Source organism: Amycolatopsis thermalba, assembly GCF_003385215.1.
Classification (GTDB): domain Bacteria; phylum Actinomycetota; class Actinomycetes; order Mycobacteriales; family Pseudonocardiaceae; genus Amycolatopsis_E; species Amycolatopsis_E thermalba.
In genome coordinates, this window is the sequence record NZ_PQHW01000139.1 from 1 (window position 1) to 15,287 (window position 15,287).

Below are 15,287 nucleotides of genomic sequence, written 5' to 3' on the forward strand. Positions count from 1 at the left end.
GGGGGGCGGTTCCCGGGGGGTCGGGTGGCGGTTCCCGGGCGGTCGGGTGGCGGTTCCCGGGCGGTCGGGGCGGTGGTTCCGGGCGCCTGGGGCGGCGGTTCCCGGGCGGTCTGGGGGTGGTGCCGGGCGCCCCGTCGGCGGTTTCGGGCGGCCGAGCGGTGGTTCCGGGGCGGGCCCGGCGCCGGTTCCGGGCGTCCGTTCGGCCTCACCCGCGGAGGGGGTTCGGCGGGGGTGATTTTCGGGAGCCCTGCCCGGCCATCCCCTCGGCCAGCGCCGCGCGGGCCGCACCCTGCCGCTCAAGCACGGCGTCCTTCTCGGCGCCCACCCGATCGGACTAGTCCGGGAACAGTTGTGCCCACCGCTCGCGCCGGTCATCAAACCTCGAAAACCATTTTGATCACGGGTGAGCGGGTAGGTAGCGTCGCGGCGTTCGTGACGGCCTGAGGAGGTGAGACCCATTTTCGCGGTATCCGGTTGGGTTCTCCTCCCGAAAGGCATCACTCATGCGCTTCACCTCGGAGACGGCTGCTGACGGCGTCTCGGAACGTTCGCTCTCGCTCGGCGATGTGACCGGTGTGTTCTGGTCACCGGTTGGCGCCGTCGGCGGTCCGCTGGTGCTCCTGGCACACGGCGGCGGGCAGCACAAGAAGGCCCCGGGGTTGGTGGCACGAGCCCACCACTTCGTGCGGGCCTGCGGATTCTCGGTGGTGGCCATCGACGCGCCGGGCCACGGTGACCGGCCGCGCACCGAGCAGGACGAGCGGGCCCGCGCGCTGATCCGGCAGCGGATGGCGGCGGGCGAGCCGGTTTTCGACGAGATCGCGCGGGACAACGCCTCGCGGGCGGCGCAGGCCGTGCCCGAGTGGCAGGGGGTGCTGGACGCGCTGCCGGGGTTCGGGCCGGTCGGGTTCTGGGGCGTGTCGATGGGCAGTGCGATCGGGATCCCGTTGGCCGCCGCGGAGCCGCGGATAGCCGCGGCGGTGTTCGGGCTCGCCGGCGATCTGCTGGTGGAGGCCGCGCGAGGCGTGCGAATCCCGATCGAGTTCCTGCTCCAGTGGAACGACGAGCTCATCCCACGCGAGGCGGGCTTGGCGCTGTTCGAGGCGTTCGCGTCGGAGGCGAAGAGCCTGCACGCCAGCCCCGGCCGGCACGCCGACGTGCCGCACTTCGAGCTGGAAAGCGCGGGGCGGTTCTTCTCGCGGCACCTGCGCTGAGGCCTGGGTAGTTGCGCGGGTGGACACTTCGTGACGACACGAGTGGGCCAGTCGCAGGACGGTGAATGGACCGTTCACCCGCGGCCGGGGCAGCTGGGGCAGGCAATCGGCGCCACGCTGGATCACCTAGAGACGGGTGAGTGGGCCAGTGACACGGCGATGAACGGACCATTCACCGGCAGCACCCGGCGGCGAGATGCGTGAGGGCTGGGCGGCGGAGCCCGCACCGGCTCCCCTGGCCCGGCGAGTGGACCAGTCGTGAAGCAATGAACGGACCGTTCACTCGCTCGGAGGCTGGGACGGGGAGTCGGAGCCCGGGATGGGTCGCCCGGCCGCGTGAGTGGACCACTCGTATGCGGATGAACGGGCCATTCATCGGCGGCATACGGCGGCATACGGCGGCGAGGAGCGTGAGGACGGGGCGGCGGAAACCGCATCGGCTTCCCAGGCCGGGCGAGTGGACCAGTCGTGAAGCAATGAACGGACCGCTCACTCGCCAGGGGGCTGAGACGGGGAGTCGAAGCCCGGGATGGGTTGCCCGGCCGCGTGAGTGGACCACTCGTATGCGAATGAACGGGCCATTCATCGGCGGCATACGGCGGCGAGGAGCGTGAGGACGGGGCGGCGGAAACCGCACCGGCTCCCCAGGCCGCACGAGTGGACCAGTCGTGAAGCGATGAACGGACCGCTCACTCGCCAGGGGGAGTTGAGACGGGGAGTCGGAGCCCGGGGTTGGTCACCGGCGCTGTGTGAGTGGACCACTCGTATGCGGATGAACGGACCGTTCATCGGCCACAGGCGGTCGCCAGGTGTGCAAGGGCTGGGCGGCCCGGCGGGAAAACCGGGCCGCCCAGCACGTTCACGGTTGGCGGAGCCAACCAGCGGATCAAAGCCCCCAGAGCGAAGGGTCAGGAGGCAGGATCAGCGGGTTCGCAGGCGCCTCACTGGCAAAGGGCACAAGGCATCATCAGCACCCCCAAGGCGCCTCACCAGCGAAGGGCCATGACCCACCGCCAGCACTCCGAAGGCGCCTCACCGACGAAGGACCACCACCGCCATCAGCAGTTCGACGGTGCCTCCTTCCCGGCGAACCTGTCGACGATCCACTTGTGGGCGTCCGCGTTGCCGGCGAATATGCCGCTCAGGTGGTCCGACACGTAGGTGCTCCACTGCTCCCGCACGCCCGCCGCGCAGTAGCGTTTGTGCAGTGCCTCCGCCTGGGGGGTGTTGACGATCTCGTCCAGGGCCGCGTGGTACTGGAACACCGGGACGCGTGGCGGGGCCGCCCCCAGCTTGTTCTCCGCCAGGCGCGCCTGCCACTCGGGCGTGTCCAGCGGGTTCGACGTCGTGTAATCGGAGATCTTCTTGAACGCGTAGTTCGTCAGCAGCTCCACCACACAGGCGTTCCGCTTGGCCTCCGCGAGTTGCTGCCGGCCCGTCTCGTTCAGGTACGAGTCCAGCCGCAGCTCCGGGTACGCCGCGTCCAGGCCGACCGCCGCGAACGCCAGGAAACCGAAACCCAGGTACCCGTCCAGCCCCTTCGCCACCTCGGTCAGGTCCGCGGGCACCCCACCGGCCACCGCGCCCACGAGGTTCATCTCCGGCGCGTACGTCGGCTGCTTCTCCGCCGCCCACAGCGCACCCCCGCCGCCCTGCGAGTAGCCCTGGAAGATCACCTTGGCGCCGTCGGACAAACCAGCCTGCGACAACCGCTGCGCGGCGCGCACCGAGTCGATCACCGCGGGGCCCATCGACTGGCCCGTGATGTACGTGGGCACGGTGGTCGGCGAGTAACCCTCGTAATCCGTCACCGCCACGGCATACCCGCTCGACAACGAGTCGTTGATCGCCGGCTGGTCGTACAGCGTTCCGCGCTCGATGGCCTTCGACGGGGTGCACTTGAACGCCGGCCCCTGCGTCCCCACCGCGAAACCGACGATCGGCGCCGTCGACCGGTCCACCCCCTTCGGCACCAGCACCGTGCCGGTCACGGCGTTGCGCTCCCCCAACGCGTTCGTCGACAGGTACATCACCTCCCACGCGTCCGCGTTCGCCGCGTTCATCAGCGGCACCGTCGGCCGCCAGCGGATCACGTCCCCGGGGCTGCCCGCCGGGAGCGGTGACGGCGGGGTGTAGAACGAATCGTCGAACGGACCCGGCAACACCGGGCTCGCGGCGACCGCGGACGGCGGCGAAAACGCCACCGCGCCACCCGCGAACAACACCAAACCCACCAGCGCGGCCAGCAGCCGACGCCGGAACTCACGGTTCTTCACACGTTCCTCCTTCACAGACCAAGAGCCGGAGCGAGCACCGGCCACGAGTTGTGCAGTGCCCGTTCCCAATACGGCCAGCTGTGCGTGCCGGCGCCGTAGTAGTCCACAGTGGCCGGAACGCCCATCAGCTTCAGCTTGTCGGTGAAGCTGCGGGACGTGAGCAGCGCCGCCGGTTCCAGCGGATCCCACTGCCCCGGCGGATCGAGCGGGCCGGTCCGGCCATCGCCGCAGGAAATGTAGAGCGCGGTGCCGCGCAGGTCGTCGATGTGGTCGTACGGGTTGCGCGACCACCAGATCGGCCAGCTCGCCTTCTCGTCACCCCACAGGTCGAAGAAGTTGTAGTGCCCCGCCCGGATCAGAATGCCCTGGATCACCTCGGGCGTGCCGGGGAACAAGGTGTTCGGAATTCCGCTGTACGACGCCGCCGCGCCGAACATTCCCTTGTGGAGAAACGCGTACGCGAGCGCGCCGTATCCACCAATGGAAACCCCGGCTACTGCTCGCCGCGTGCCACCGCGGTAACCGCGTTCGACGATCTGCCGGACCTCTTCCGTGTGGAACCGGTCCCAGTCCGGTGTGGACTTCAGCCCGAAGTTCCACCACTTCGTGTACATGCCGGCCTCGCCGTCGGAGGGCATGACGACGATCGCGTCCTTGTCCGCGGTGAACGCCTTCACGTCGGTGAACCGGTCCCACGACTGGTAGTCCGCCGGCTCGCAGCACCCGTGCAGCAGCCACAGCGTCGGCCAGGTCCGGGCGGGCTCGGCGCGCCACTTGACCGGCACGATCAACCGCACCATGCCGGTCCGGCCCAGCGCGGGCGAGTCGATCTCCAGGTCGACCGTCCGGTCGTCGATCCAGGTCTCGGTGACCACTTTCGCTCCGTCGTCGGCGCTGACCGTGGCGGCCGACACCGGCGCGGCCAGCGCGGCACCGGTGACCATGGCGACGACGGGTAACACCAGCAAGGCCCAGCGGCGACGGCGGCGCCCGGCCCGATCGGTTCTCATCGGTTCTCCTCGGGTGTTTCTCACAGCGGGATGTTGCCGTGCTTCTTCGCCGGCAGCGTCTGCCGTTTCGTGCGCAGCGTGCGCAACGCGCGCGCCACCTGCAGCCGGGTCTGGGACGGCGGCACGACCATGTCCACGTACCCGCGCTCGGCCGCCAGGTACGGGCTCGCGTGGTGCTTGCGGTACTCCTCGGTCAGCCGCCGCACAGCCACGGCACGCTCCTCAGTGGACAGTCGTGCCAGCTCGTGCCGGTGCAGCACCCCGACCGCGCCCTCGGCGCCCATCACCGCGATCTCCGCGGTCGGCCAGGCGAGGTTGACGTCCGCGCCCAGGTGCTTGGACCCCATCACCGCGTACCCGCCGCCGTAGGCCTTGCGCGTCACCACCGTCACCTTCGGCACGGTCGCCTCGGAGTAGGCGTAGATCAGCTTCGCGCCGCGCCGGATGATGCCCTGCCGCTCCTGCTCGGTCCCGGGCAGGTACCCGGGCACGTCGGCCAGCGTGAGGATCGGGATGCCGAACGCGTCGCAGAACCGCACGAACCGGGCGGCCTTTTCGGACGCGTCGATGTCGATCACCCCGGCCTGCCACAACGGCTGGTTCGCCACGATTCCGACCGAACGCCCCTCGATCCGCCCGAACGCGCAGATCATGTTGGGCGCGAACGCGCCGTGGATTTCGGTGAACTCGCCGTCGTCGACCAGCCGCCGGATCACCTCGGTCATGTCGTAGGCCTGGTTGAGCGAGTCCGGGATCAGCCGGTCCAGCTCGAGATCGGCCGGGGTGATCTCGCGGGACGTCTCGTCCACGTACTCCGGCGGCACGTCCAGGTTGTTGAGCGGCAGGTACCCGAGCAGCGTCTGCACCCAGTCGATCGCGTCGCGCTCGTCGGTCGCCCGGTGGTGCGCGTTGCCGGAGACCTCGCTGTTGACCGTCGCGCCGCCGAGCTGCTGCGCGGTGACGCGCTCACCGGTCACCGCGTGCACGACGTCCGGCCCGGTCACGAACATGTGCGAGGTGTCCTCGACCATGACGGTGAAGTCGGTGATCGCCGGCGAGTACACCGCGCCACCCGCGCACGGGCCCATGATCATCGAGATCTGCGGGATCACCCCGGACGCGTGGGCGTTGCGCCGCCCCAGCTCGGCGTAGTAGGCCAGCGACACCACGCCCTCCTGGATGCGCGCGCCGCCGGAGTCGTTGATGCCGATGACCGGGCAGCCGATCGACATCGCCAGGTCCATCACCTTGAGGACCTTCTCGCCGAACACCTCGCCCATGCTGCCGCCGAACACGCTGAAGTCCTGCGAGAACAGGCAGACCGGGCGTCCGTCCACAGTGGCATGGCCGGTCACCACGCCGTCGCCGTAGGGCCGGTTGCCGTCCATGCCGAACTCGGTGCAGCGATGCCGCGCGAACTGGTCCAGCTCCACGAAGGACCCGTCGTCGACGAGCAGGTCGATGCGCTCGCGGGCGGTCAGCTTGCCCTTGGCGTGCTGCCGGTCGATCGCGCGCTTCTCCGCGATGCGCACGGCTTCGTCCCGGCGGTCGGCCAGATCGGCGATCCGGTAGGCCGTCGTGGGAGCGAACGGGACGTCCACTGCGGTCCTCACTTCCGGGTTGTCCGGTCGCCGAGCGCGGCCGCGAGAACGGACACGTGCGGCGGGTCGATCATCGAGACGTGGTCTCCGGGCACCGGCACGATCTCCAGGGCCGGGCAGAACTCGTCCCAGCCCAGCGACTCGTCCTCCCGCAGGTAACGCGGGTCGAGCGCGGTGGTCAGCGGATGCGGTTCCTGCGCGCGGAACAGCAGCACCGGCCCGTCGTACCGGCCCGGCGAGTACCGTTCGGCCACCCGGGCGTCCACATAGGACGTGTACTGGTGGTGCAGCACGCCCTCCCCCAGCCCGGGCACCTTCTCCGCCAGCTGCCGCATGACCAGTCCGATCTGCTCGGCCTCGCCGAGCCGGGCCAGTTCGTCGCGCGGGATGTCCAGCGCGACGCCGTAGGTCTGCTCGATGTGCGTGGCGAACCGGTCGAACCGGTCCAGCAGCAGGTCCTCGGCGGGCGCCTCGGCCGGCCGCGGGAGGATGGTGTCGATCAGGAACACCAGCTCCACCGGCTTGCCCAGCTGACGCGCGCACTCGTAGGCGAGGCAGCCGCCGAACGACCACCCGCCGAGCCGGTAGGGCCCCTGCGGCTGGATCTCCCGGATCATGTCGAGGTACCGGGCCGCTTTGGCCTCGACGGTGTCCACCTCGTCCAGCCGCTCGAACCCGTAGACCGGGAACTCGCCGGGCAGGTCCCGCACCAGTCGCGTGTAGACACTCGACGGACCGCCCGCGGGGTGGAACAGGAACACCGGCGTCCCGGTGCCCGAACGCAGGCAGCGCACCGGCCCCGACCCCTCGATCCGGTCCCGCAGCAGGTCGGCCATCGCGGCGATCGTCGGCCGGTCGAACAGCTCCGCCGGCAGGTCCGGGAGTTCCGCCGACATCGCCGCCCGCAGCCGCGCCGGATCGCCGGGGAAGTCCTCGTGCACGCCGGAAAACCGGCCGAGCACGTCGTACCAGTGTCGGGCCACCCACCGCTCGGCGGGATCACGCGGCCCGACGACCACTTCAGTGACCGGGGCCGGACCGGCGTCGAACCCGGCCTGCTCCGCGAGGTGCGCCGCCAGTTCGGCGAGGCTCGCGCCACGCAGCAGCATCGGCACCGGCAGCGGGAGGCCGAAGTCGCGCTCGACCGCGCCGCGGGCCCGCATCGCGAGCAACGAGTCCAGGCCGAGCTGGGTGAGCGGGACGTGCCGGTCGACCTGCTCGGGCGCGAACCCCATCAGCCCGGCGACCAGCGACGTGAGGTGGTCGGCGATGGCCGCGTGCGCGGTCGCCGGTTCCAGCGCGTCCAGGCCGGGCCAGGCCGGGGTCGTCACGCGCCGGGGCACGAGCAGGTCGAAGAACGGCCGGTCGGCCAGGCCCGGGAACAGCTCCAGCACCGCCTCCGCGTCGAGCCGGGCCACGCCGGTCGCCGCGCAGTCGCGGGCCAGCACGGCGTCCAGCGCTTCCAGCGCCTCGGCGGTGCCGAGCGGTTCGAGCACGGGGTTGGTCACACCGACCGCGGCGCCGGCTTCGCCCCACGCGCCCCAGTTGATCGTCGCGGCCGGGAGCCCCTGGGCGCGGCGCCAGGTGACCAGCGCGTCGGCGTAGGCGTTGGCGGTCGCGTACGCGGCCTGGCCGGGTGAGCCGAACAACGCGGCCGCCGACGAGTAGACCAGCCACCAGTCCAGGTCGTGGCCGAGCGTGGCCTCGTGCAGCCGCCAGGCGCCCGTCGCCTTCGGCCGCCACGCCGTCGTCAGCTGCTCGGGCGTTAGCGACACCGCCGCGCCGTCCGCGAGCACGCCCGCCGCGTGCAGGACACCGCGCAGCGGCACGCCTCCGCTGGTCGCGGCCTCGACGAGCCGGTCCGCGACCCCGGGTTCGGCGATGTCCCCTGCCACGACGACCGCGCCGGGGATGTCGGCCTCGCGCGCGGCTCGTCCAGACAGGACGATGCGGGTCGCGCCCCGCTCCGCCAGCCAGCGCGCCGCGACCAAGCCGAGCCCACCCAGCCCACCGGTGATCACATAGGCGCCGTCGCGCACTGCCGGCCGCTCGGCCGCGCCGAGCCGGGGCCGGGTCAGCTCCCGGGTGTGCCGGACGCCGCGGCGCCACGCGATCTCGTCGTCCGGGCCGGCCGCGCGCAGCTCGTCCGGCAGCCGGTCCAGCGACTCCGGGTCGACGTCGACCAGGCTCGCGTGCAGCTCGGGGTGCTCGAACGCGAGCACGCGGACCAGCGCGCGCAGGCACGCCAGGTCCGGACGGCCCGCCTCGCCGGGATCGACCGCGGCCGCCGAGCCGGTCACCAGCCACAGCCGCGAGGGCGTCTCGGCGAGCTCGGCGACCACCCGCGTGACCTCGTGCACGAGCGCCGGGCCGTCCGCGTCCCGGGCGAACCACACCACACCGTCCGGGCGGGTCGCCAGCGCCGCACGCAGCGCTTCGCGGTTGCCGGGCGGGACCACGACCACGCGGTCGTCACCGAACCGCAGGCCCGGCTCGCCGTGGTGCAGCAGCACCCAGGTGCGGTCCTCCTCGGTCGCGCCGGGCAGGTCGGTCCGCCTCCAGGTGGCCTCGAACAGCTTGCCGGACAACGGCACCGGCAGCGCGGCCCGCCGGAACCGGCGGGCGTGCACGTCGCGGAACTCCACCAGCACCGTGTCGTCGGCGGCGACGAGCTGGACCGTGCCGCGCAGGTCGTCGCCGGACAGCGAGCCGACGACCGCGTCCACCCGCGCGCCCGACCGCGGATCACCCGCGACCGTGACCGCGCCGATCGACATCGGCAGGAACAACCCGTCCGCCTCGCGCAGCGCCGGACCGGTCGCGGCGGCCAGCGCGTGCAGGCAGGCGTCGGCCAGCGCCGGGTGCAGCACGTGCCCCGCGGGCTTCGGCATTCCGACGGCCGCCGACGCCCGCCCGGCCACCGCGGTGACATCGCGGAGCAGCCGGAACGCCGGGCCGTAGCTCATACCCATCGCGTCCAGCGCGGCGTAGAGGTCGACCGGCTCGCCGTCGACGGCCCCCAGCGGCTCCAGCGGCACCGCCTCGCCTGCCCGGGCGGTCGCGTGGCACACCCAGCCGCCCGGTTTCGTGTGCACGCTGATCACGCCGTCGGTCAGCGAGGTCGTGACCTCCTGCTCCGCGCCCAGCGGCAGGATCTGACGCAGCTCCACGTCGGTGACGCACGGCCCGGCCGCGGCCAGCGCCAGCTCCACGAACCCGGTCGCCGGGAAGATCGGCGTGCCGAACGCCGCGTGGTCGGCGAGCCAGGGGTGCCGGCCGGTGCCGATCTCGCCGCGCCACACGCGCTGGCTGCTGCCCGGCACCTCGGCGTGCGTGCCCAGGAACGGGTGCCCCGCCGTGCGTGCCGGGCGCCGTGCCCAGAACCGCTCGTGCCGCCACACCGTGCCGGGCAGGTCGGCGACCGGTTGTGCCGGCTCGCGAGCCGTCAGCACGGAGGGGTGACCGAGGACGTGCAGGCGGGCCAGGCTGGTCAGGAACGCGATCCGCTCGTCGGTCTTGCGGCTCGCGGTCGGCAACCCGGTCGCCCCGGCCTGCTCGACCGCCGCGAGGGCGACCGGATGCGGCGCGATCTCGACGAACGTGCCGTGCCCGTCCTCGACCGCCGCGGCCAGGGCCTGCGCGAACCGCACCGGCCGGCGCAGGTTCGCTGCCCAGTAGTCCACATCGAACAGTGGCTTGTCCCGGGGGTCGTCCAGGACGCTGGTGTAGCACGGCACCTCCGGGCTGCCCGGATCTACGGTGAGCCCCGCGCGGAACCGGTCGAGGATCGCGTCGACCGCGGGCGAGTGCCCGGCTCCGCTCACCGGCAGCAGCTTCGCGAACCGGCCCTGACCCTCCACATGCGACACCAGTGTGGCGACCGCGTCGGCGTCGCCGGTGACCGTGCACTGCGCCGCCGACGCGTACACCGCGACCTCGACCCCGGGAAACTCCGCGATCTCCCCGGCCGTCGCCTCGACCACCGCCATCGCGCCCGCACCGGCCGCGTCGATCTCGCCGAGCAGCCGGGCCCGGGTCGTCATCACGCGCAGACCGTCGGCGACGTCCAGCGCCCCGGCGTCGAGCGCGGCGGCCACCTCGCCCATCGACTGCCCGAGCACCGCCGCCGGGGTCACGCCGTGCGCGCGCCACAGCCCGGCGAGAGCGACCTGCATGCCGAACAACGCCAGCTGCGTCGCCGCCAGGTCCGGCGGTTCCCCGGTCAGCATGTCCTGCAGCGAGAGCCCGGCCTCGGCGCGGAACACCGCGTCGAGCCGGTCCACCTCGGCGGCGAACGCGGGCTCGGTGTCCAGCAGCCGCCGCCCCATGCCGGTCCACTGCGAGCCGTAACCGGAGAACACGAACACGGCCCCGTCGAGCCGGCCCTGCCCCGGCTCCACCTCGCGCAGCGCGGCCGCCAGCTCCGCACGCGAAGAGGCCACGACCGCGGCGCGCACCGGCAGGTGGTCGCGGTGGTGGGCCAGCGTCGAGGCCACCGCGCTCAGCGGCACGTCCGACGACTCGACCCAGCGCGCCAGCTCCGCGGCCCGCTGGCGCAGCCCGTCCGCGGACCGATCGGAGACGGCGAAGACGTGCGGGCCGTCGACGTCCGCGAACCTCGGGGTGGCGGGCCATTCCTCCAGCACGACGTGCGCGTTGGTGCCACCGAACCCGAACGCCGAGACACCCGCCCTGGCCACGCCGGAGTACCGCGGCCACGCCGTGGGCTCCGTGACGACCCGCAGGCCGTCGAAGTCGATGTGCGGGTTCGGGTCGCGGAAGTGCAGGCTCGGCGGCACCCGGCGGCGGGACAGCGCGAGCACGGTCTTGAGGAAGCCGGTGATGCCGGCCGCGCCCTCCAGGTGCCCCAGGTTGCTCTTCACCGAGCCGAGGAGCAGCGGCCGGTCCGCGTCCCGGCCCAGCACGCGCTTGAGCGCCCCGGCTTCGATCGGGTCGCCGAGCAGCGTGCCGGTGCCGTGCGCCTCCACGTAGTCCACCACGGACGGGTCCAGCCCAGCCACCGCGTAGGCGTCGCGCAGCAGTGCGGCCTGCGCCTCGGGGTTGGGCGCGGTGATGCCGTTGGACCGGCCGTCGGAGTTGACCGCGCTGCCGCGGATCACCGCCAGCACCCGGTCGCCGTCACGGCGGGCCGCGCGCAGCGGCTTCAGCACGACGACCCCGCAGCCCTCGCCGCGCGCGATCCCGTCCGCGGCCGCGTCGAACGGCTTGCACCGGCCGTCCGCGGCCAGCTCCTCGGCCTCGGCGAAGTTCGCCGTGATCCCCGGCGACAGCAGCAGGTTCACGCCGCCGACCAGCGCGGCGCCGATCTCGCCGCGTTGCAGGCTCTGCACCGCCTGGTGCACGGCGACCAGCGACGACGAGCACGCGGTGTCGATCGTGAGGCTCGGGCCACGCAGGTCGAGCAGGTAGGACAGCCGGTTCGCGGCGATGCTCGCGGCGGCGCCGGTGCCCGACCACGCGTCGATCGCGGACACGTCGGTCATCGTGAGGTAGCCGTACTCGCTCGCCGACAGCCCGACGAACACACCGGTCCGCGTGCCGCGCAGCGACGACGGCGGGATGCCCGCGTGCTCCAGCGCCTCCCACGCGACTTCGAGCAGCAGCCGTTGCTGGGGGTCCATCGCCTCGGCCTCGCGCGGGGTGATGCCGAAGAAGGCGGCGTCGAAGCCCAGCGCGGCGGCGGTGAACCCGCCGCGGCGCGGCAGCGCGGCCAGCTCGGCGGCGGTCGCGAAGGATTCCCAGCGGCCTTCAGGCACCTCGCCGATCGCGTCGCCGCCGGATTCGAGGAACCGCCAGAACTCCTCCGGAGACGAGATGCCGCCCGGCAGGCGGCAACCGAGACCGACGACCGCGATCGGCTCGCCCGGCTCCGGAACCCACCGCGCCATCGACTCGCGTTCCACATCGGACAGTGCCGCGACGAGGTCGTTGATCGTCGGGTGTTCCCAGACCAGGGTCGCGGGCAGCGACCGGCCGAGGAGCCGTCCCAGGTCGCCGGTCAACGTCATCGCGTCACGCGAGGACAACCCGGTCTCGTGCAGCGGTTTCGCCGGGTCGACTTCGGCGGCGGGGATTCCGAGCGTGGTGGCCACCCGGTCCACCAGCCAGGCACGCAGGTCGGTCATGCCAGCCGCCGCGCGTCGAGCGAACCGTCCAGGTACCGCTGCCGGGTCAGGGCCCGGCTGATCTTGCCGCTCGACGTCCTGGGCACCTCGCCGGGTTCGGTGAACACCACCTCACGCAGCCGCAGGCCGTGCACCGCGGACACCTCGGACCGCAGCCACGCCGCCACCTCGTCGAAGTCCGCCTCGGCGTGGCGGGCTCGCTCCAGCACCACCACCGCGACCTCGCCGTCCTCCCCGGGCACCGAGAAGGCGGCGGCCGAGTGCGGCCGGACCACCGGATGCGCCTCGACGGTCTGCTCGACGTCCTGCGGGTAGTGGTTGCGGCCGTCGACGATGATCAGGTCCTTCATCCGGCCGGTCAGGAACAGCTCGCCCGCGAAGATCACCCCGAGGTCCCCGGTCGCCAGCCAGTCGCCGGACTCGCCCGGCACCTGACGGCCGAAGGCCGCGTCCGGCCGGTTCCAGTAGCCCTGGCCGATGTTCGGGCCGCTGACCCAGATCTCGCCCACCGTCCCGTCCGGCACCGGAACGCCGCCCGCGTCCACGATCCGGATCCGCTGGCCGACCGGGCGGCCGCAGGACACCAGCGTGGTGGTGGCCCCGCCGGACGCGGGCGTCGCGGTCCCGGCCGCCAGCCGGTCCCGGTCGAACGTGACCTGCCGCGACGGCGACCCGGCGTCGGTCACCGACACCAGCACGGTCGCCTCGGCCAGGCCGTAGGACGCGCGGTGCACCTCGGGCCGCAGCCCGCACTCGGCGAAGGCGTCCTGGAACTTCGCGATCGTGGACGGCAGAACCGGCTCGCTGCCGTTGATCAGCGACACCACCCGGCTCAGCTCCAGGTAGCTCTTGTCCCGTTCGGACACCCGGGACGCGCTGTAGGCGTAGGCGAAGTTCGGTGCGGCGCTGATCGCGCCCGGGCTGGCCGACAGCGCACGCAGCCAGCGTTCCGGCCGCTCCAGGAAGGCCAGCGGATCCATCAGCACCGAGGTCAGGCCGCCGACCACCGGCGCGCCCACGCCGAGGATCAGGCCCATGTCGTGGAACAGCGGCAGCCAGCTCACCGTCGACGTGGTGCCACGCTCGCCGCCGTAGGCCCGCAGCGCCTGCCGCGCGTTGGTCACGACGTTCCGGTGCGTCAGCATCACGCCGGCCGGGCTGCGCGTGGACCCCGAGGTGTACTGCAGGTACGCCAGGTCGTCCGGGTCGGGTTCCGGCCACGCCCGGGTGCCGGGACCAGCCTCGATGGTGTCCACCACGACGATCTCCGGGTCGGTCACCAGGCCCTTCACGTCGTCGCGCTCGTCGTCGGTGGTCAGCACCAACGTGGGCGAGCAGTCGGCGAGCACCGCGGTGAGCCGGTCCCCGTGCCCGGGCAGCGACGGGGCGAACAACGGGACGGCGACCAGGCCGGCCCGGATCGCGCCGAGGAAGGCCACCACGTAGTCGACGGACTGGTTCACCAGGACGGCCGCGCGTTCGCCCGGTTCGGCCAGCCCGCGGGCGTGCTCGGCCACCGCGCTCACGCGGTCGTCGAGTTCGCGCCAGGTCAGCGAGATCGCGTGCCCGTCGGCGCTGGTGCGGTAGTCCAGGAACGTCACGGCGATCTCGTCACCCTGCACGCGGGACCAGTGTCCGAGCATGGTGGCGAACGAAGAATTCTCTGTCATCGAGTCCCTCGGGGAAATCCGTGCCCGAAAAATCCGTGCGGTGGAGGTTATTTTCGGGCTGAATGGGGTGTCAATCGGTGGTGACCGGCTTACTCACCGCGGGACGAGGATCCGGCGGACTCCGTTGTCACGGCGGGAAGAACTTTCCGCGCCGGGGCCCGGAACGCCCACAGGGCGAGCACCGCGCCGGCGATCTCCAGGGCGGCCGCGACGACGAGCCCGGCCGTGTAACCAGTGGCGAGCGCGGGCCCGCCCAGCGCGCCTTCGCCGAGACGAGCGGCACGCACGGCGGTCAGCACCGCGCCGATCAACGCGACTCCCATCGCGCTGGACAGCTCCCGGGACGCGGTCAGCAGCCCCGAGGCCGTGCCCGCGTGCCGTTCTTCGATGATTTCCAGGGAATACGAGGTCAACGGTGTGGTCAGCGCCGAGCCCGCACCGATCAGGAGCAGACCGGGAATCCGCGGTGGCACCTCGGGGATGTGGTTGATCGCGGCCACCGCGAGCAGTCCCAGCGCCACCACCAGCAGCCCGGTGCAGACGGTCCGATGTGGACCGAGACGGGCCATCACCCACGGCACCGCCGGGGTCACCGCCATGATGGCGACCGCGACCAGCACCAGCGGCAGCCCCGCCCCCACCGGGCTCAGGCCCAGCGAGTCCTGGTGCAGCAACGGCGTGAAGAAGAAGATCCCGGACACCCCGAGTCCCCACAGCAGTTGCACGGCCAGCGCACCGGTGAACACCGGCTCCCGCACCAGATCGCGCGGCACGAGCGGCTCCCGCGCGCGGCGTTCCCGGACGGCGAACCACGCGATCAGGGCCAGCCCGCCGAGCAGCGGCGCCGCCTCGGACAGCCGGGCGTCGTCGCCGAGGCCGACGAGCGCGGACGCGACCAGCACGAGCCCGGCCGTCACCAGCACCATCGCCGCGAGCGCCGGGCGCTTCGCGTCGCGCACCCGGCCGGTGTCCGCGGTCGCAGGCAGCAGCACGAGCATGACCAGCACGAACGGCAGGTTGCTGAAGAAGATCCAGCTCCAGCCCAGGTACTCGGACAGCAGCCCGCCCAGCGTCGGGCCGAGCGCCAGCGCCACCGCCAGGCACGCCGTCCACAGGGTCGCGCCGATGGCCCGCTGCCTGCTGTCCAGGTTGGTGCGCAGCAGGCTGAGCAGGGCGGGCACCAGGAACGCGGCGGCCAGGCCCTGCACCACGCGCGCGGCGATCAGCAGCGCACCGGTGGTCGCGAACCCGCCGGCGACCGCACCCAGCCCGAACGCGACGAGCCCGCCGCCCAGCGTACCCCGCTGCCCCCACCGGTCCACCAGCGTCCCGGCGACCAGGAGCAGGCCGGCGAACGGGAGCATGTACCC

7 protein-coding genes are annotated in these 15,287 nt (G+C 72.6%); 1 reads left to right on the plus strand and 6 read right to left on the minus strand.

Annotated features, from left to right (window positions below; translation table 11 throughout):
- Positions 1 to 614 precede the first annotated feature (614 nt).
- Positions 615 to 1,214: an alpha/beta fold hydrolase gene (locus D0D15_RS32685; protein WP_233157166.1), complete on the plus strand. Its 600-nt coding sequence runs from the start codon at positions 615 to 617 to the stop codon at positions 1,212 to 1,214.
- A 1,058-nt stretch (positions 1,215 to 2,272) separates the two neighbouring features.
- On the opposite strand, the gene D0D15_RS32690 is transcribed toward D0D15_RS32685, so the two are convergent.
- From D0D15_RS32690 to D0D15_RS32715, 6 genes are all read right to left on the minus strand, one after another.
- Positions 2,273 to 3,490 carry a lipase family protein gene (locus D0D15_RS32690; protein WP_094004661.1) on the minus strand — a complete coding sequence of 406 codons (1,218 nt, stop codon included), beginning with the start codon at positions 3,488 to 3,490 and terminating at the stop codon, positions 2,273 to 2,275.
- Between the two features lie 11 nt (positions 3,491 to 3,501).
- Positions 3,502 to 4,500, minus strand: a complete 999-nt coding sequence (locus D0D15_RS32695) for an alpha/beta hydrolase (RefSeq protein WP_094004660.1) — start codon at positions 4,498 to 4,500, stop codon at positions 3,502 to 3,504.
- A 20-nt stretch (positions 4,501 to 4,520) separates the two neighbouring features.
- Entirely contained in the window at positions 4,521 to 6,113 is a 1,593-nt protein-coding gene (locus D0D15_RS32700; RefSeq protein ID WP_233157165.1) for an acyl-CoA carboxylase subunit beta, read from the minus strand.
- Positions 6,110 to 12,247 carry a type I polyketide synthase gene (locus D0D15_RS32705; RefSeq protein WP_115945002.1) on the minus strand — a complete coding sequence of 2,046 codons (6,138 nt, stop codon included), beginning with the start codon at positions 12,245 to 12,247 and terminating at the stop codon, positions 6,110 to 6,112. The genes D0D15_RS32700 and D0D15_RS32705 overlap by 4 nt, the downstream gene beginning before the upstream one ends.
- Positions 12,244 to 13,917 (minus strand): fatty acyl-AMP ligase, encoded by a 1,674-nt coding sequence (locus D0D15_RS32710; RefSeq protein ID WP_094004657.1) that lies wholly within the window; start codon positions 13,915 to 13,917, stop codon positions 12,244 to 12,246. The genes D0D15_RS32705 and D0D15_RS32710 overlap by 4 nt, the downstream gene beginning before the upstream one ends.
- Before the next feature lie 89 nt (positions 13,918 to 14,006).
- A partial coding sequence (locus D0D15_RS32715; protein WP_115945003.1) for an MFS transporter occupies positions 14,007 to 15,287 on the minus strand: 1,281 nt, incomplete at its 5' end.

Excerpts from the sequence above, each read along its gene's own strand:
- D0D15_RS32695 (WP_094004660.1), bottom strand. The coding sequence starts at position 4,500 with ATGAGAACCGATCGGGCCGGGCGCCGCCGTCGCCGCTGGGCCTTGCTG.
- D0D15_RS32705 (WP_115945002.1), bottom strand. The coding sequence starts at position 12,247 with ATGACCGACCTGCGTGCCTGGCTGGTGGACCGGGTGGCCACCACGCTC.
- D0D15_RS32710 (WP_094004657.1), bottom strand. The coding sequence starts at position 13,917 with ATGACAGAGAATTCTTCGTTCGCCACCATGCTCGGACACTGGTCCCGC.